This window comes from Streptosporangium sp. NPDC002721, assembly GCF_042888905.1.
In the GTDB taxonomy this organism is placed as follows: domain Bacteria; phylum Actinomycetota; class Actinomycetes; order Streptosporangiales; family Streptosporangiaceae; genus Streptosporangium.
Genome location: NZ_JBIAQI010000053.1, coordinates 21,934 through 39,245 on the forward strand (window position 1 = coordinate 21,934; position 17,312 = coordinate 39,245).

Sequence of the window (17,312 nt, forward strand, 5' to 3'; positions counted from 1 at the left end):
CGGCACGCGTCTCGTTTGTGAGCCATACGGCATGCAGGGTTTCGTTACAGCGCTGTGACGGTGCCGCGACGAGGATCCGCTTTGTTGGAGAGCTCTGAGGTAGGAGTGGAGAGGGTTACGGGGGAGTCATGGTGGCCCAAGGCACGACGCTGGCGGGGCGGTATCGCCTAAGCACCCGCATCGGCGCCGGCGGTATGGGCGAGGTGTGGAAGGGCGAGGACATCGTCCTGGCCCGCACTGTCGCCGTAAAGGTGCTGCTCCCGGGCCGTACGGACGATCCGGGCTTCCTGGTTCGCTTCCAGGGCGAGGCCCGGGCGATGGCGACGATCAACCATCCCGGGGTCGTCGACGTCTACGACTACGGGGTTCACGAGGTGCCCGGCGCGGGGGCGACGGCATACCTGGTGATGAAGTTCGTCGACGGCGAGCCGCTCGACCGCCTGCTCGGGCGGCTGCGAAGGATCGCTCCAGGGGCCGCGATGGACCTCATCGCCCAGGCGGCCTCGGCACTGCAGGCGGTCCACGACCAGGGCATCGTCCACCGGGACATCAAGCCGGGCAACCTGCTGGTGCGCTCGGACGGCACGCTCGTGCTCACCGACTTCGGCATCGCCAGGTCAGACACCGCGAGCCGGCTCACGGACGCGGGCATGGTGCTCGGCACCGCCGCCTACTGCGCGCCCGAGCAGGCCGAGGGCGCGCCCGTCACGCCCGCGGTGGACATCTACGCGCTGGGCGTGGTGGCGTACGAGTGCCTGGCCGGGCAGCGCCCGTTCGACGGTGACACACCCGTCACCATCGCGCTCAAGCACATCCGCGAGGCGCCTCCGCCGCTGCCGCCGGACGTCCCGCCCGCGGTTCGCGCGCTTGTGGAGCGCTCCCTCGCCAAGGATCCGGCCCGGCGCTTCCCCAGCGCCGCGGCGATGAGCTCCGCCGCGAAGCAGGCCGCGTTCGGCACGGGGGGCGACGACACGCTGTCGTCCGCGCAGCGCGCCGCGCCGCCGGAGACCGGCTGGCAGGCCCAGGCCCCCCAGGGAGGCCCGCAAGGGCAGGCCGGCTGGCAGGGCCAGGGAGCGGCCGTGCCGCAGACGGGCTGGCAGGGGGCGCAGGCTCCCACCGGCAACTGGCAGGGTGCCCAGGCGCCGACGGGGAACTGGCAGGGGGCGCAGCAGCAGCCGACCGGCAGTTGGCAGGGATCGCAGCACTCCACCGCGCCGACGATGGGAGCCGGAGCCGTCGAGGCGGGCGCGCAGGGCCGCCGCCGCGCCGCGCAGAAGCCGCGGCGCAAGAGCGGGCTGGTCGCGGTGTCGGCGGTCGCGGCCGTGATGTGCGCGGGCCTCGTCGCGGTGGCGATCAACAGCATGGCGGCCTCCCAGGAGGCCTCGGGCGCCGGCCCCATGAAGCCACCTGTGGCCACACCCGCCGAGGACAAGACGACGAAGCCGCCGGGAAGAAAGACCAACAGGCCGTCGCCCAGGCCGTCGGTGACGCGCGGAGAGCCGAACGACCGGCCCACCCCGACGGCGGCCACGAGGACGCCGAAGCCGACCCCCACCCCGACGGCGGCCACGAAGACGCCGAAACCGACCCCCACCCCGACACCGACCCCGACGCCCAAGCCGAAGAAGAGCGTCCCGAACACCATCGGCTTCAAGCCGGAGGCGGCGAGCGCGGCGCTCAAGCAGGCGGGTTTCAAGGTGACGCTCTCCTACAGCGCCGACGTCAAGCCGGAGCACTGCACCGAGGTGGTCGAGTCGCGCCCGGGCGGGGGCACGATGTGGGACCCGTCCAAGCCGGTGGAGATCATCGCCGCCATCGCCGACTGCCCGCCGACGCCCTCCGGGACGCCGACGGCGACCGGCAAGCCCTAGCCTCGCCAGATGTGACGACGGGCTCGCGCCGCGGACCTCACGGTCCCCGTGCGCGAGCCCGGTGACGCTTCGCTAGACGCCCGTGGTGTGCCGGGGGTAGGCCACCGAGGGGTCGGTGGCGATGTTCACCATGTAGGGGATGCCGGAGTCGAACGCGCGGCGCAGGGCCGGGCCGATCTCCGACGGGTCGGTGACGAGCTCTCCGCCGCCGCCGAGTGCGGTCACCACCTGGTCGTAGCGGCACTGCGGCTGCAGCTCGGCGGCCACGTCGTAGCCGTAGAGCATCTGCATGGGGTGCTTCTCCAGGCCCCACATGCCGTTGTTGCCGCAGATCATCACGACGGGCAGGCGGTGGCGCACCAGCGTGTCGACATCCATCAGCGAGAAGCCGGCCGCGCCGTCGCCGAGCAGCAGCACCACCTGCGAGGAGGGACGCGCGATCCTGGCGGCGATGGCGTAGCCCAGGCCGGTGCCCAGGCAGCCGTACGGGCCCGGGTCGAGCCAGTTGCCGGGCTGGCGGGGCTCGACGTACTTGCCCGCGTACGAGACGAAGTCGCCGCCGTCGCCGATCACCACGGCGTCGTCGGCGAGGACCTTGCCCAGCTCCCCGTAGATCCGCATCGGGTGGATCGGGTCGGAGGCGGACTCCAGCAGGGCGGTGTCGGCGGCGATGGCGGCAGAAGCCGCCTCGGACAGCCGCGTCACCCAGGGCGCGTAGGTCTTGGGGGAGACGCCCGCGTTGGCGCAGGCCGCGCCGAGGCTCCAGAAGAGCAGCGAGAGGTCGCCGGCGGCGACGGCCGCGGGGTCCATGTGCGTGGTCAGCTGTGACGGCGCGTCGGCCAGGTGCACGACCTTGGCGAGCGGGGCGCCGTCCTTGCCGCCGAACCAGCCGTAGCCGAGGCGGAAGTCGATCGGGGCGCCCGCCACGATCACCAGGTCGGCCTGCGAGAACGCCATCCCCCTGGCCCGGGTGACCAGCAGCTCGTGACCGGCGGGCAGGATGCCGCGGCCCTGGCCGTTGGGGATGACGGGCAGGCGGTACTCCTCGACGAAGCTCCTGGCGACCTCCTCGGCGCGGTCCATCCACACGTCGGAGCCGAGCACCAGCACCGGGTGCTGGGCCTCGGCGATCAGCTGGGCGATCGTGGCGAGCGCCTCGGGGTCGGGCTCCAGCGGCGACGGGGTCAGCGTCTCGGGGGCCTCCTCCAGCGCGGGCGCGGCCGAGAAGAGGTGGTCCATGTGGAAGTCGAGGAAGACGGGGCCGCGGTGCGGGGCGAGCGCGGTGCGGAAGGCCATCTCCACGTCCTGCGCGACGGAGTCGGCGCCGGAGCCGGTGAAGGCCAGCTTGGTGATGGGCGCGAACAGCGGCGGGTGGTCGATCTCCTGCAGCGCGCCCGACCCCCAGCGCGACTGCGGGGCGCGGCCTCCCATGACCACCACGGGGGATCCGTTGAAATGCGCGGTGGCCACCCCGCTGACGCCGTTGGTGATGCCGGGGCCCGCCGTGAGCACCGCCAGCCCGGGTTTGCGCGTCAGACGGGCGGTCGCCTCGGCGGCGAAGACGGCACTCTGCTCGTGGCGGACGTCCAAAATGGGCATGCCCTCGTGGACCGCACCGTCGTAGAGCGGGAAGACGTGCCCGCCGGACAGGGTGAACATGGTCTCGATGCCGTATGCCTTGGAGACGGCGACCGCTATGTCACCTGCGTGCTTGGGAGACTCCATATCGCGCAACCTACCAGTCAGTCACTTAGCCGGACAGGGATTGTTCTCCCTGCCCAGATCCCTTCGCCTAATGCGGCCGGAACATGTCGTGTCTGTCGGGAGATAAGCCGCCCAGCACCTGGTCGCGAGCCCCTCGCGGGCCCGCCGGGACGGTGAACCGGCCCGCGCGGTTCCCCTCGTCTCCCCGCGTCTCCGCGAGGAGTCCTCGCGCGGGGACAGATGGGATCAGAGGGTGTCAGAGGGTGTCAGAGGGGGTCAGAGGGTGTCGGAGAGCGCCTTGATGGGCATCCTGAGGTCCGCCAGCAGGCCGAGGTCGGCCTCGGCCGTGCGGCCCAGGGTGGTCAGGTAGTTGCCCACGATGATCGCGTTGATGCCGCCGAGCATGCCGTCGCGGGTGCCCAGGTCGCCCAGGGTCAGCTCGCGGCCACCGGCGTAGCGCAGGATCGTGCGGGGCAGCGCGAGCCTGAAGGTGGCGATCGTCCGCAGCGCCTCCGAGCCCTCCAGCAGCGGGAAGGACGCGAAGGGGGTGCCCGGACGCGGGTTGAGGAAGTTCAGCGGGACCTCGTCGGGGGCCAGCTCGCCGAGCTGCCCGGCGAACTCGGCGCGTTGCTCCCGCGACTCGCCCATGCCCACGATGCCGCCGCAGCACAGCTCCATCCCGGCCTCGCGCACCATCAGGCAGGTGTCCCAGCGCTCCTCCCAGGTATGGGTGGTGACGACCTTCCCGAAGTGCGACCTCGCGGTCTCCAGGTTGTGGTTGTAGCGGTGCACGCCCATCTCGGCCAGCTCTTCCACCTGCTCGCGGGTGAGCATGCCCAGCGAGCACGCGACGTTGATGTCGACGGCCTCGCGGATCGCCTTCACACCCTGGCGGACCTGGTCCATCAGCCGCTGGTCGGGGCCCCGTACGGCGGCCACGATGCAGAACTCGGTGGCTCCCGTCGCCGCGGTCTCCCTGGCGGCCTCGACCAGCGAGGGGATGTCCAGCCAGACGGCGCGGACCGGGGAGGTGAACTGTCCCGACTGCGAGCAGAAGTGGCAGTCCTCCGGGCAGCCGCCGGTCTTGAGGGAGACGATCCCCTCGACCTCCACCTCCGGGCCGCACCACTTCATCCGCACCTCGTGGGCGAGGGCCAGCAGCTCGGCCAGGCGGTCGTCGGGCAGCTCCAGGCAGCGCAGCGCCTGCGCCGCGTCGAGACCGCGGCCCTCCTCCAGCACCTGCGTACGGGCCGTTTCGAGGATGTCGCTCATTGGTACCTCCGAGTGGAGAGGATCCGCGGCTTCGGCTACGGGGAAAGCCTAAGGGTGGCGCGGAAGGCGGCGGGGTCGAAGCCGCCACCCAGTGCCGGGCCCAGCCCCGCGCGGGCCGCGAGGAGGAAGGCGTCGCGCTCCAGCGACCCGGCCCCCTCGGGGAGGGCGCCCGCCAGCGGCCGGGCGGCCAGCATCTCCAGGTCCGTCACGTTGCTCCGCTCGGCGAGGCCGGGTTCGGCCGGCCAGGAGCCGATCACCACCCCGGCGGGCTCCAGCCCCCGGTGGGCCATCGCCTCCAGCGTCAGCGCGGTGTGGTTGAGCGTGCCCAGCCCGGCCCTGGCCACCAGGAGCACCGGGGCCGAGAGCGCCCGCGCGAGTTCGGCCAGGGTCGCCCCCTCCTCGTCGAAGCGGACGAGCAGCCCGCCCGCCCCCTCGACGATCACCAGCCGGTGGGATTCGGCCAGCTCCTCGATCCTGGCCGCCGCCCGCGTGACGGAGACCGGCGGCAGGCCGGACAGGCGCGCCGCCGCGGCCGGGGACAGGGCGGCGGGGTACCTGGCCAGCTCGAAGGTCGTCCGCAGCCCGGACAGCCGGATGACGTCGTCCACGTCGCCCGGATCGGCACCGGACACCCCGGTCTGCGCGGGCTTCACCACCGCCACCGAGGAGCCCCGCTCCCCGGCGAGCGCGGCCACCGCCGCGGTGACGACCGTCTTGCCCACCCCGGTGTCGGTCCCGGTGACCACGAGAATGCTCACCCGTCTCACCTTAGGGCGGACCGGACCGTACGGGCGCGTGCGGCCCGGTCAGGGGCGGCGCAGGCGGGTGACGAACTTGTAGCGGTCTCCCCGGTACAGGGACTGGGCCCACTCGACCGGGTTGCCGTCCGCGTCGAAGGCGTGCCGGGTGAGCAGGAGCATCGGCAGGCCGACGTCGACGCCGAGCACCTGCGCGTCGTACGGCGTGGCCAGCACGGTCTCGATGATCTCCTCGGCGTCGGTCAGCCGCACGTTGTAGGCGTTGTACAGCGTCTCGTACAGCGAGGAGTGCATCTCCAGCTCGCGCCGCAGCCGGGGGAAGCGCCGGGCCGACAGGTGGGTGGTGTCGATCGACATCGGCTCGCCGTTGGCCAGGCGCAGCCGGTGGATGCGCAGCACGCGGCCACCGGCGTTGATGGCCAGGCGGCGGGCGAGCGGCTCGTCGGCGGTGACGTAACTGGTGTCGAGGATCTTGGTGTCGGGTTCGAGGCCGGCGGTCCTCAGGTTCCCTGTGTAGGAGGTGAGCTGGAGGACCTGGGCGACCTTGGGCTGCGCGACGAACGTCCCCTTGCCCTGGATGCGCACCAGGCGGCCCTCGACCACGAGCTCGGACAGAGCCTGGCGCACGGTCGTGCGCGACGTCTCGAAGCGGACCGCGAGGGCTCGTTCCGGAGGCAGGGCGCTGCCCGCGGGCAGGCTCTTGGTGAGAGCGAGCAGGCTGCGTTTGACGTCGTAGTACTTCGGGATCCTCGGGGAGTCGTCGCTCACATGGTCACCTTCATCTCGGCCACGGCGGTGAGTGCACCCCGGATCACCGCTAGATCATCGGAACTCAGATTGGCCCGTGCCGTCAACCGCAGGCAAGAGCGGCCGGCGGGTACCGAGGGCGGCCGGAAGCATCCGGCGCGCACCCCGCGTTCCGCGCAGATGAGGGCGGCCCGGAGCGCGGTCTCGGGCCGGCCGAGCACGACGGGGACGACCGCACCCGCCGGATCGCCGGTCTCCAGGCCGAGATCGCGGGCCATCGCGGCCAGCTCCCTCGCTCTGGTTCGTACGCGTCCGGGCAGTTCGGGCTGATGGTGAAGGATATCGACGGCGGCGAGTGCCGCCGCCACGCTGGCCGGGGCGAGCCCGGTGTCGAAGATGAACGAGCGTCCCGTGTCGACGAGCGTCTGGATCACCTCGGGCGCGCCCAGTACGGCCCCACCCTGCGAGCCCAGGGATTTGGACAGTGTGATCGTTCTCACAACGCCCGGTTCGGCGGCGAGGCCGGCGGCGTGCACCGCGCCCTGCCCGCGGGCGCCGACGACCCCGATCGAGTGGGCCTCGTCGACGACCAGCAGCGCGCCTCGCCGTACCGTCACCGCGTGCAGCTCCGCGAGCGGGGCCAGGTCGCCGTCCACGGAGAAGACCGCGTCGGTGACCACGATCGCGTGCTCCTCCTCCCTGTCGGCCAGCGCCTTCTCCACGGCCGCCACGTCCCCGTGCGGGGTGACCGCGACCCGCGAGCGCGACAGCCGGCAGGCGTCCACGATCGACGCGTGGTTGCCCGCGTCCGAGACCACCAGGGCGCCCCTGCCCAGGGCCGCGACGGCGGCCAGGTTGGCCAGGTAGCCGGAGGAGAACACCAGGGCACCCTCGGCCCCGGCGAAGGCGCGCAGACGCGTCTCCAGGCGCGCGTGGAGGGCCGTGGAGCCCGTGACCAGACGGGAACCGGTGGAACCGGTGCCCCACTCGCGCGTGGCCGCCACGGCCGCCTCGACCAGCCGCTCGTCCCTGGCCAGCCCGAGGTAGTCGTTGGAGGCCAGGTCGATCAGGCCGTCGTCGTCGGGGGTGCGGGCGCGCAGGACCCGCCGCAGCCCCGCCGCCTCCCTCGTGACCGCCGCCGTGCGGAACCGGGCCAGCGGGTCGGGGGTCTGCTCCATAGGCGGCATCTTTCCAGCCGGACACACCCGATTCGCGTTCGGGCCTGCAAAGAACGCATGATGCACGGGTGCCGACTCTAAGCGACCTGGCGGTTCGTCACACCGCGCTCGACGATGCGGACCTGGAGTGGATGCACTCGCTGGTCTCCGACTGGCAGCTCCTCGCCGACCTCTCCTTCGCGGACCTGATCCTGTGGATCCCCCTGAAGGAGGGTTCCGGCTGGATCGCGATCGCGCAGATGAGACCCACCACGGGGCCGACGGTCTACCACGACGACATCGTGGGGATGACCGCGTCCAAGGGGGAGCGGCCGCTCCTGGAGACGGCCTGGAACGAGCGGCGCATCTGCCGCGAGGGCGATCCGGACTGGTCGAGCGGGGTGCCGGTCCGCGAGGAGACCATCCCGGTACGGCGGGCCGACCACTTCCTGGGCGTCATCCAGCGCTCGACGAACCTGTCCTCCGCGCGCACCCCCTCCAGGTTGGAGCTGACCTACCTGCAGAGCGCCTCCGACCTGGCCCAGATGGTGGCCGAGGGCCGCTTCCCGTTCTCCGGCGCCGAGCCGATCCTGGTCCGCTCGCCGAGGGTGGGCGACGGCCTGCTCCGGCTCGACCGGGCGGGCCGCGTCACCTACGCCTCGCCGAACGCCCTGTCGGCCTACCGGCGGCTGGGCCTCAACGCCGACCTGGTCGGCGCCGAGCTGGGCCGTACGACCGCGACGCTCTGCTACTCCGACGAGCCGATCAACGAGAACCTGATGCTCGTCGCGAGCGGCCGGGAGCCCAGGGAGACGGAGGTGGAGTCGGGCGGCACGGTCGTGCAGCTGCGGGCGATCCCGCTGGTCGTCGGCGGCGGGAGGATCGGCGCGCTGGTGCTCATCAGGGACGTGACCGAGCTGCGGCGCCGCGAGCGGGAGCTGATGACCAAGGACGCCACCATCAAGGAGATCCACCACCGGGTGAAGAACAACCTCCAGACGGTGGCCGCGCTGCTGCGGCTCCAGGCCAGGCGGATGCAGCTGCCGGAGGGCAGGGAGGCGCTGGAGGAGGCGGTGCGCAGGGTCGGGTCGATCGCGATCGTGCACGAGACGCTCTCGCACACGCCCGAGGAGCAGGTCGACTTCGACGACATCGCCGACCGGGTGATCGCGATGACCGGGGAGGTCGCGGCCCCGGAGACGCAGGTGGTGCCCCTTCGCGTCGGGACGTTCGGGGTGTTGCGCTCGGAGATCGCGACGCCGCTGGCGATGGTCCTCACCGAGCTGCTGCAGAACGCGGTCCAGCACGGGCTGGCGCAGCGCCAGGGCAGGCTGCAGGTGATCGTGTCACGGGGGGCCGAGCGGCTGGACGTGATCGTGTCCGACGACGGCAGCGGGCTGCCCGAGGACTTCGACCTCGACCGGACCACCAGCCTCGGCCTGCAGATCGTCCGGACCCTGGTGGTGGGCGAGCTGTCCGGGCGGCTGGCCATCGAGCCGCGTCAGGGCGGCGGGACCGAGGTGACCCTGAGCATTCCCCTCCCCGCGATCTGAGCGGGGGAGGGGGAACGACGTCGGGTCCCCGCGATCCGGGCCGGGGAGGGGAGGCGGTGGCGGGGGTCAGACGCTCGTGCGGGTGCGGGCGCGGGCCGTACGGCGCTTGAGCGCGCGTCGCTCGTCCTCGCTCAGGCCGCCCCAGACACCGGCGTCCTGCCCGGACTCCAGTGCCCACTTCAGACACGCTTCGCTGATGCTGCACGTGTTGCAGACCTGCTTGGCTTCCTCGATCTGCATCAGGGCGGGGCCGGTGTTGCCGATCGGGAAGAACAGCTCGGGGTCCACGTCACGGCAGGCAGCTCTGTGGCGCCAGTCCATGCGTCCACTCCTTCGTATGAGGAGCCCTTTGCGTCGGCTCCAGCGGCTCACTTTGTGAAGAGTTTCACTAACCAGCGCGAACGATTCCCCGGTCCGTGGTTCGGGTCGGGGGCCTGTCCGCTTGATCGCCGGTGGCCTGGGAGCGAGGTGGTCGCTCAAAGGTCCTACGTTCCGACGTCAATCCTGAGATTGTCAGCCACGCTTAGTACACGCAAGAGTTTTGAGAGAACGTTTTACCTGAAATGGATGTCGGATGCGTCACACAGGCCACATGTAACCGATCAGACCAAGACCTGTAACGCGTCGGGGATAGAGCGGAACGTTATCCGCTCGACCTCACCCAGATAGTCCCCGTCCAGCTGAAAGGCCACCGGGCGCCGGGAACTCAGGGTGAACTCCCTCTCGTCGTGCAACTGCACCAGGTGGCGGCCCGTCGGCAGGGTGTCGCGGACGCCGATGATCTGGGGCATCAGCTGGAGCATGGAGGGCAGGCCGAGGCGCTGCAGGCCCAGCAGGTCGAGCCCGGTCTCGAAGCTCGCCCACGGGGTCGGAGAGACCGGTCGCGGGCCGATGAACGACCACGGCGAGGTGTTGGAGACGACGGCCATGAAGATCCCGCCGGTCCGCGGCACCTCCGGGCCCTCGACCGTCATCGGCGGGTGACGCTTGTCGGTCGACAGGTAGTGGTGCAACGCGGTGTTCACATAGCGGGTGGGCGTCGCCTTGCGCCCGGTGCCGCGCATCCCCTCGACCGCCCTGATCACCTCGGCGTCGTACCCCAGGCCACTACAGAACGTGAAGTATCTGCTGTGGCCCTCCCAGATGGCCTGGCCGAGCCCGACGGTCCGCCTGCGGTCGTCGCGGATCGCCTCCAGGATCGCCCCCATCGCCTCGACCGGGTCGTTCGGCAGGCCCAGGGCCCTCGCGAAGACGTTCGCGCTGCCGCCGGGGATCGCCAGCAGGGCGGGCCGGTCGGCCGAGCTGCCCTCGTCGCCCGCCTTGCCGTCGACCGGGTCGAGCAGCCCGTTCACCGCCTCGTTGATGGTGCCGTCGCCGCCCAGCACGGCCACCGCGTCGTAGCCGGAGGCGTGCGCCTTGCGGGAGAGCTGCGTCGCGTGCCCCCGGTACTCCGTCTCCTCGACGGTCAGGTTCATCGTCGCGCTCAGCGCCCTGATGAGAACGTCCCTGGTCCGCTGATTGGTCGTCGTCGCCTTCGGGTTCACCAGGAGCATCGCGCGCATGACGTCAGCGTATCCGCCGGAAACGGGACCGAGGCGGCGAAGAGGAGGGCGACCGCACCCGGCGATAGGGTTGGCCGCGTGTCGAACCGCCCGATGACCCTCACCGTCGCCGCCGCCGTCATGGCGCTGGAAGGCCTGACCGCCCTGCTCCTCGGCGGTTACGCCGGCGTGGAGACGGTGATCGGCCGGCCGTTCGACCTGATGAGCTCGATCGCCGTCGCCGCGTTCGGGATCATCGTCGGCGCCGCCCTGCTCTGGGTCGGCTGGGGGATGATCCAGTCGGAGCGGTGGTCCCGGAGCCCGGGCGTGCTGACGCAGATCTTCGCCATCCCGGTCTCGGTCACGCTGATCCAGTCCGACCAGCGGGTGATCGGCTTCTCGCTGATCACCCTCGCGGTGGTCGGACTGGTCGCGCTGCTGTCCCCGCCGACGACTCGCGCCCTCTACGGGGACCAGGACCAGCCGTCCGGCTAGTCGTCGACGGTCAGGCCCTCGCGGAGCTGGGCGAGGGTCCTGGCGAGCAGCCGGGACACGTGCATCTGCGAGATGCCGAGCTCGGTGGCGATCTGGGACTGTGTCATGTTGCCGAAGAAACGCAGCAGCAGGATCCGCTTCTCCCGTGGTGGCAGCCGCTCCAGCAGGGGCTTGAGCGACTCGCGGTACTCGACGCCCTCCAGGGAGTCGTCCACGATGCCGAGGGAGTCGGCCACCGCCGGCGCGTCGTCGTCGCCGGAGTCGGGCGCGTCGAGGGAGACCGTGGAATAGGCGTTCGCCGACTCCAGTCCCTCGAGCACCTCCTCCTCGCTCATCTTCAGGAACGCGGCCAGCTCGGCCACGGTCGGCGCCCGCCCCTCCCGCTGGGAGAGCTCGCTTATCGCCTTGGTGAGCGAGAGCTTGAGCTCCTGCAGCCGGCGCGGCACGCGGACCGCCCAGCCCTTGTCGCGGAAGTGGCGCTTGATCTCGCCCACGATCGTCGGGGTCGCGTAGGTGGAGAACTCCACCCCGCGGCCGAGATCGAAGCGGTCGATCGACTTGATCAGTCCGATGGTCGCGACCTGGGTGAGGTCGTCCAGCCACTCGCCCCGGTTGCGGAACCGGCGGGCGAGGTATTCGACGAGGGGAAGGTGGAGCTCGACGAGCTCGTCGCGGATGCGCTGACGCCGCGGGTCGTCGGAGGTCAACTCCACCAGTTCCGCGAAGAGCAGGCGCGCACGCACCCGGTCGGGCACCGCGTGGTCGCTGGCGGCCATGGCACGAGTCCTTTCCGTCACGCCGGCCTCGCCGCGCCTCGGCGCTTGCGGAGGACGATCGCCATACGGTCGGGGGAGTCGGTTACGGCATCCACATCGTCGGCCAGGGCGGTGAGCACCATCCATGCGAAGTCGTCGCGCTTCGGCGGCGTGCTCCCCACCGTGCTGACCTCGACCCGCACTTTCATCAACTGCCCGGTGAGCTCGAACTCGGCGGTCAGATCGGTGCCGGGAACGGCCTGGGACAGCAGCATCGCACACGCCTCGTCGACCGCGATCCGAAGATCCTCGATCTCGTCCAGCGTGAAGTCCAGCCGTACGGCAAGCGCGGCTGTCGCCGTACGCAGCACGGACAGATAGGCACTCGCCGCCGGCAGCCGGACGCTCACCACGTCACGGATCCCGCCCATGCCGACCGCGGGCGCCTCGGTGTGTTCGGTCACGTTCCTCCTCGCAGAGTCGCTGACTGCAACCTACAGCCCTGAGACGGTGGTTGGCCCGCTTGGACTCGCGATCGAGGCGATTTGCCACCGTCAAGAACCCCTGAAGATACGCAAAAGGGGCACTGTATCCGTGGCGACTCCGGCGCGTCGCGATCCGGCCCGTGCCGGACGGCGCCGACGCGCCGGGATCCGGCCTGACCGGCGAGGCCGAGGTGTCGCGGCCGGGCGGCGTGCCCGCCGCGGCGCGTCCTCGCGGACCCGCGAGCCGGATCAAGGGAGTGTCGCGGGGACGTTTCCTTGATCCGGACTACCGGTGCCCCATCACGAGATCGTTGTGAGGGTTTTAGGCGGCCTTGGTCTCCCAGAAGATCTTGGAGATGTCGTCGATCTTGCCAAGGAGCTCGTCGGCCTTGGTGACGTCGACCGTGCCCTTGGCGCCGGCCGCGCCCGCGAGCTTGGTGGCCTCCCAGAACAGCTGGTGCAGCTGCGGGTAGGTCTCCAGGTGCGGGGGCTTGAAGTAGTCGGTCCACAGCACCCACAGGTGGTGCTTGACCAGCTCGGCCCGCTCCTCCTTGATGCCGAGCGCGCGGGCGCGGAACACCGGGTCCTCGTTTCCGGCGTACTTCTCCATGATGGCCTTGACGGATTCGGCCTCGATGCGGGCCTGGGCCGGGTCGTACACGCCGCAGGGCAGGTCGCAGTGCGCCGAGGCGGTGTGCCTGGGGCGCATAAGTCGTGCGAGCATCGGAAATCCTTCCTTGATGCCGGGTTCAGAATGGTCCGGTTAACGACCTTACTCGTCTCCGATTGCCCGCGTGGGAGGGGTTACGCTCCATGAGAGTCCGTGTCGTGGGCGAGTCGATGCTGCCCGTGCTGCGGCCCGGCGACTGGCTCTGGGTGCGGCGCGGCGCGGCCGTGCGGCCCGGGGACCTGGTCGTCGCCCGGCTGCCGTCCGACCCCGGCGTGCTCATCGTCAAGCGCGCCGCGTGGGAGGCGGACGGCGGCTGGTGGCTGGAGAGCGACAACCAGCGCGCCTCCGGCCGGCGCGACAGCTGGGACTTCGGGGCGCTGCCGCCGTCGTCGATCGTCGGCCGGGTGGTGCTGCGCTACTGGCCGGGCTTCGGGTGGGTCCGGTAGGTCTTCTCCGCGGAGCCGGGTGTCCCGGGTCCGCTGGAGGACCCGCCGGCGGGTCCTCGGTGGCGTCGGTGCGCCGGGCCTACTGGACGACCTTCTGGCGGGCCCGGTAGGCGGCGACGTTGGCCCGGCTGGCGCACCGCTCCGAGCAGTAGCGCCGCGACCGGTTGGAGGAGGTGTCGAGGTAGGCCCGGCGGCAGGGCGGCGCCTGGCAGAGGCCGAGCCGGTCGACGCCGAGATCGGTGATCATGGTGGCGAGTCCCATCACCGCGCCCACCGCGTACTGGTCGGCCATCCGGCCGCCCTCGGTGAGGTGCAGGTGCCAGCGCTCGCCGTCGTGACCGGAGATCTGCGGCTGGACCGGGTGGTGGATCAGCAGCGAGTTGAGCCGGTCGACCACCGCCTCCTCGTCGCCCGCCTCGGCGGTCTCGAACACGATCATCAGCTCCTCGCGCAGGTCGCGCAGGGCCTCCAGGTCGCTCCTGGTGATGCGGCAGCCGGGCCGGTAGCGGCCGCCCTCTTCCAGGAGCAGGCGCAGCCCTTCGAGACCGGTCAGCCGGTCGGGGCTGTTGATCAGTAGTACGGCCAGCTCCGCGTAGGAGGTCAGGTCCATCTGGGGATCCGTCGATGTAAGAGGCGGCATGGATTTTGAGTATTACACGATGCGCCGAGGTTAACACCGGGACGGAGAAAGTGAACGACTTCCCTTCGTGGAGGCAGTCTCAACATGTGGCACAATCGAGCAACGGGTGACCCCCGTACCCCTCCAGGCGACCGTGCTCAGTGGGCAGGTCCCGAGCGGCTACCGAAGCCCGGGACAGGCTTCCTCCGGCCGCCTCCGAAGGAAACATCCGTCTGTTCGACTGAACTACAGGGGTCGCTGTGGCTGTCACGCCATCCTCCATCTCCCCAGAGGCTCTCGAAGCCCTCGATCTGGATCCGGCCTTCGCCCTGCACCGCGGGGGCAAGCTGGCGGTCCGCTCCACCGTCCCGGTCCGCGACGCCGGCGACCTGGCACTCGCCTACACGCCGGGGGTGGCCAGGGTCTGCAGCGCGATCGCCGAGGAGCCCGAGCTGGCCAAGGACTACACCTGGATCTCCAACGTGGTCGCCGTCGTCTCCGACGGCACCGCCGTGCTCGGCCTCGGGGACATCGGGCCCGCCGCCGCCATGCCGGTCATGGAGGGCAAGGCCCTGCTGTTCAAGCAGTTCGCCGACGTCGACGCGGTGCCCATCTGCCTCGACTGCACCGACGTGGACGCGCTGGTCGAGACGGTCGTCCGGCTCGCCCCCTCCTTCGGGGGGATCAACCTCGAGGACATCAGCGCGCCCCGCTGCTTCGAGATCGAGGCGCGCCTGCGCGAGCTCCTCGACATCCCCGTCTTCCACGACGACCAGCACGGCACCGCGATCGTCACGCTGGCCGCGCTGAAGAACGCCGCGCGGCTGACCGGCCGCTCGCTGGGCGAACTGCGCGTCGTGGTCGCCGGTGCCGGCGCCTCCGGGATCGCGGTCAGCCGGATCCTGCTCAACGCGGGCATCGGCGACATCGCGGTGGCCGACTCCAAGGGCCTCATCCACGAGGGCCGCGACGGGCTCAACCCGGTGAAGGAGGCCCTGGCGCGCGACAGCAACAGGGCCGGCCTGCGCGGCTCCGCCGAGCAGGCGCTGGCGGGGGCCGACGTGTTCGTCGGGCTGTCGGGCTCGACCGTCTCCGAGGAGGCCATCGCGTCGATGGCCTCGGGCTCGATCGTCTTCGCGCTGTCCAACCCGACGCCCGAGGTGCGCCCGGAGGTCGCGCGCAAGTACGCCCACGTGGTCGCGACCGGCCGCTCCGACTTCCCCAACCAGATCAACAACGTGCTGGCCTTCCCCGGCGTCTTCCGCGGGGCGCTCGACGTCCGCGCCACCACGATCACCGAGAACATGAAGGTCGCCGCGGCCGAGGCGCTGGCCGGGGTGGTCGGGGAAGGCGAGCTGACGGCCGACTGCGTGATCCCCAGCCCGTTCGACGAGCGCGTCGCCCCGGCGGTCGTCGCCGCCGTCTCGGCGCAGGCCCGCGCCGACGGGGTCGCCCGCCTCTAGTCCTCCCCGGCTCGCGGGTTCTCTGTACGCCCCCATGCTCATCCCGTGCCCAACAGGCATGTGACCACGGACGCCCCTCGCCCGACCGGCGAGGGGCGTCCGCGCTTTCCGGAAACCCCGATATTCGTCACAGATCGTGCTATAAAAAGAGCTCTCAGTTACCTATGTACGTAAGGTGTGCATGAAGTAGCGACGCGCGCACGACCGGATCGCGCGCGCTGCCGGCACGCAGACGGTTCTCGCGGTGAGGGGAGCTATGGAACGCGAGCCCAACCGACTACTGCAGAAGCTCATCGCCGAGGCGGGCTTCACCCACAAGGGGCTGGCCCGCCGGCTCAACGATCTCGGCGCGGCTCGCGGCCTGTCCGGTCTGAGATACGACCACAGCTCCGTGCTGCGCTGGATCGCGGGCCAGCGGCCGAGAGACCCGGTCCCCGGGCTGCTCGCCGAGATCTTCGCGCTCCGGCTCGGCAGGGCCGTGAGTCCCGAGGATCTCGGCCTGCCGGCCGTCCTGACGCCTCTCGACCTCGGGCAGGAGTTCAACCACACGTGGCAGGAGGGAATCTCGACCGTGACAGCACTGTGGCGCGGGGACGTGGAGAGACGGAAATTCCTACTCGACTCCACCTTCGCGATCGGGGCCGGGTCCGCCGGGGCGGTGCGCTGGCTCACCCTCCCGCTGGAGGGCCGCCCCGAGGGGCGGGGCACCCGGCGCGTCGGCATGGACGACATCGCGGCGATCCGGGAGGTCACCAGGTCCTTCGGAGAGCTGGACAACAGGTTCGGCGGGGGGAGGGTCCGTCCCGCTGTCGTGAAATATCTGGACACGGCGGTCGGGCCGCTGCTCGCCGACGGCTCGTACGCCGAGAACACCGGCAAGGCGCTGGCGTCGGCCGCCGCCGAGCTGACCCGGCTGGCCGGGTGGATGGCCTACGACCTGGAGCAGCACGGCCTGGCCCAGCGCTACCTGATCCAGGCGCTGCGCCTGGCGCGCGGGGCGGGCGACCACGGGCTCGGCGGCGAGATCCTCGCCGGGATGAGCCATCAGGCCATATATATAGGACAACCCGCCCACGCGCTCGACCTGGCCAGGGCCGCCCAGCTCTCCGCCCGCCGGGCCGGGGTCTTCGCCCTGCTGGCCGAGACGCACGTGCTGGAGGCCCACGCGCACGCGGCACTGGACGACCGCGCGGCGTGCGCGAGCTCCCTGCACGAGGCCGAACTGTCCTTCGACCGCCGCAGGGCCGGTCAGGAGCCCGACTGGATCGCCTACTTCGACGAGGCCTACCTGTCGGCGAAGTTCGCGCACTGCTTCCGCGACCTGGGCGACGGGCCGGGGACGGTACGCCACGCCAGACGCTCGCTGGAGATGGACGGGCGCTACGTGCGCGGGCGGATGTTCAACCTGTCGCTGCTCTCGGCCGGGCTGCTCGCCTCGGGGGAGCTGGAGGAGGCCTGCTCCGTCGCGGTGGAGGCACTGGAGCTGGCGAGGGGCCTGGAATCGGTCAGGACCCGGTCGTACGTCGCGGATCTGCGGCGGCGGCTGGATCCCTACGCGGCCGAGCGGCCGGTGGTGGAGCTGAACGAGCGGGTGGGGGAGCTCAATCCCGTCTGATTTTCCGGGGACGGACTTCTCGGTGGGGGAATGGCCGAGGGGGGGCCCGCGGGGGGCGGGCCCCCCCCCGGGGTAGCGGGGGGTGGGTGGTGGTTGGGGGGGGGTGTGTTTTTGATGTTTTGTAGCACCGGCGCGGGTGGTGGTAAAGGAACAAAAAAATA

At 71.1% G+C, this 17,312-nt stretch carries 17 protein-coding genes; 6 read left to right on the forward strand and 11 right to left on the reverse strand.

Annotated features, from left to right (window positions below):
• Positions 1 to 194 precede the first annotated feature (194 nt).
• Positions 195 to 1,871 (forward strand): protein kinase, encoded by a 1,677-nt coding sequence (locus tag ACFYWM_RS42610; protein WP_389926939.1) that lies wholly within the window; start codon positions 195 to 197, stop codon positions 1,869 to 1,871.
• Between the two features lie 72 nt (positions 1,872 to 1,943).
• Here ACFYWM_RS42610 and ACFYWM_RS42615 read toward each other — a convergent pair whose 3' ends face one another.
• The 5 genes from ACFYWM_RS42615 to ACFYWM_RS42635 all read right to left on the reverse strand — a co-directional run bounded on the left by ACFYWM_RS42615 (position 1,944) and on the right by ACFYWM_RS42635 (position 7,539).
• A complete protein-coding gene (locus ACFYWM_RS42615; RefSeq protein ID WP_389926941.1) occupies positions 1,944 to 3,596 on the reverse strand; it encodes an acetolactate synthase in 1,653 nt (550 codons plus the stop codon).
• Between the two features lie 255 nt (positions 3,597 to 3,851).
• Positions 3,852 to 4,847 (reverse strand): biotin synthase BioB, encoded by a 996-nt coding sequence (gene bioB / locus ACFYWM_RS42620; protein ID WP_389926944.1) that lies wholly within the window; start codon positions 4,845 to 4,847, stop codon positions 3,852 to 3,854.
• Positions 4,848 to 4,882: 35 nt separating this feature from the next.
• Positions 4,883 to 5,605, reverse strand: coding sequence for a dethiobiotin synthase (bioD, locus tag ACFYWM_RS42625; protein ID WP_389926947.1), 723 nt, complete (start codon positions 5,603 to 5,605; stop codon positions 4,883 to 4,885).
• Between the two features lie 48 nt (positions 5,606 to 5,653).
• Positions 5,654 to 6,373 carry a GntR family transcriptional regulator gene (locus ACFYWM_RS42630; protein ID WP_362864176.1) on the reverse strand — a complete coding sequence of 240 codons (720 nt, stop codon included), beginning with the start codon at positions 6,371 to 6,373 and terminating at the stop codon, positions 5,654 to 5,656.
• Positions 6,370 to 7,539: an 8-amino-7-oxononanoate synthase gene (locus ACFYWM_RS42635; protein ID WP_389926951.1), complete on the reverse strand. Its 1,170-nt coding sequence runs from the start codon at positions 7,537 to 7,539 to the stop codon at positions 6,370 to 6,372. Before ACFYWM_RS42635 ends, ACFYWM_RS42630 begins: the two co-directional genes overlap by 4 nt.
• A 59-nt stretch (positions 7,540 to 7,598) precedes the next feature.
• Between ACFYWM_RS42635 and ACFYWM_RS42640 the strand changes: the two genes are divergently transcribed.
• Complete coding sequence (locus tag ACFYWM_RS42640; RefSeq protein ID WP_389926954.1) at positions 7,599 to 9,062, forward strand: sensor histidine kinase; 1,464 nt, start codon at positions 7,599 to 7,601, stop codon at positions 9,060 to 9,062.
• Between the two features lie 66 nt (positions 9,063 to 9,128).
• On the opposite strand, the gene ACFYWM_RS42645 is transcribed toward ACFYWM_RS42640, so the two are convergent.
• Positions 9,129 to 9,383 (reverse strand): WhiB family transcriptional regulator, encoded by a 255-nt coding sequence (locus ACFYWM_RS42645; protein WP_350976887.1) that lies wholly within the window; start codon positions 9,381 to 9,383, stop codon positions 9,129 to 9,131.
• A gap of 281 nt (positions 9,384 to 9,664) precedes the next feature.
• Positions 9,665 to 10,624, reverse strand: coding sequence for a diacylglycerol/lipid kinase family protein (locus ACFYWM_RS42650; protein ID WP_389926957.1), 960 nt, complete (start codon positions 10,622 to 10,624; stop codon positions 9,665 to 9,667).
• Positions 10,625 to 10,702: 78 nt separating this feature from the next.
• Between ACFYWM_RS42650 and ACFYWM_RS42655 the strand changes: the two genes are divergently transcribed.
• Positions 10,703 to 11,098 carry a hypothetical protein gene (locus ACFYWM_RS42655; protein WP_389926960.1) on the forward strand — a complete coding sequence of 132 codons (396 nt, stop codon included), beginning with the start codon at positions 10,703 to 10,705 and terminating at the stop codon, positions 11,096 to 11,098.
• Here the strand turns inward: ACFYWM_RS42655 and ACFYWM_RS42660 are convergent.
• From ACFYWM_RS42660 to sodN, 3 genes are all read right to left on the reverse strand, one after another.
• A complete protein-coding gene (locus tag ACFYWM_RS42660; RefSeq protein WP_344893659.1) occupies positions 11,095 to 11,874 on the reverse strand; it encodes an RNA polymerase sigma factor SigF in 780 nt (259 codons plus the stop codon). The two genes, ACFYWM_RS42655 and ACFYWM_RS42660, sit on opposite strands and share 4 nt — an antisense overlap.
• 17 nt (positions 11,875 to 11,891) lie before the next feature.
• Positions 11,892 to 12,317 carry an anti-sigma factor gene (locus tag ACFYWM_RS42665; RefSeq protein WP_389926963.1) on the reverse strand — a complete coding sequence of 142 codons (426 nt, stop codon included), beginning with the start codon at positions 12,315 to 12,317 and terminating at the stop codon, positions 11,892 to 11,894.
• 343 nt (positions 12,318 to 12,660) lie between these two features.
• Complete coding sequence (gene sodN / locus ACFYWM_RS42670) at positions 12,661 to 13,062, reverse strand: superoxide dismutase, Ni (protein ID WP_389926966.1); 402 nt, start codon at positions 13,060 to 13,062, stop codon at positions 12,661 to 12,663.
• Between the two features lie 89 nt (positions 13,063 to 13,151).
• Between sodN and sodX the strand changes: the two genes are divergently transcribed.
• Complete coding sequence (sodX, locus tag ACFYWM_RS42675; RefSeq protein ID WP_389926969.1) at positions 13,152 to 13,454, forward strand: nickel-type superoxide dismutase maturation protease; 303 nt, start codon at positions 13,152 to 13,154, stop codon at positions 13,452 to 13,454.
• Positions 13,455 to 13,533: 79 nt separating this feature from the next.
• On the opposite strand, the gene ACFYWM_RS42680 is transcribed toward sodX, so the two are convergent.
• On the reverse strand, positions 13,534 to 14,064 hold the full coding sequence (locus tag ACFYWM_RS42680; protein ID WP_344923357.1) for a CGNR zinc finger domain-containing protein: 531 nt from the start codon (positions 14,062 to 14,064) through the stop codon (positions 13,534 to 13,536).
• Between the two features lie 269 nt (positions 14,065 to 14,333).
• On the opposite strand from ACFYWM_RS42680, the gene ACFYWM_RS42685 reads away from it, so the two are divergent.
• A complete protein-coding gene (locus tag ACFYWM_RS42685; RefSeq protein WP_389926973.1) occupies positions 14,334 to 15,536 on the forward strand; it encodes an NADP-dependent malic enzyme in 1,203 nt (400 codons plus the stop codon).
• A gap of 256 nt (positions 15,537 to 15,792) precedes the next feature.
• Entirely contained in the window at positions 15,793 to 17,151 is a 1,359-nt protein-coding gene (locus ACFYWM_RS42690) for a hypothetical protein (RefSeq protein ID WP_389926976.1), read from the forward strand.
• The last annotated feature ends 161 nt before the right edge of the window (positions 17,152 to 17,312 follow it).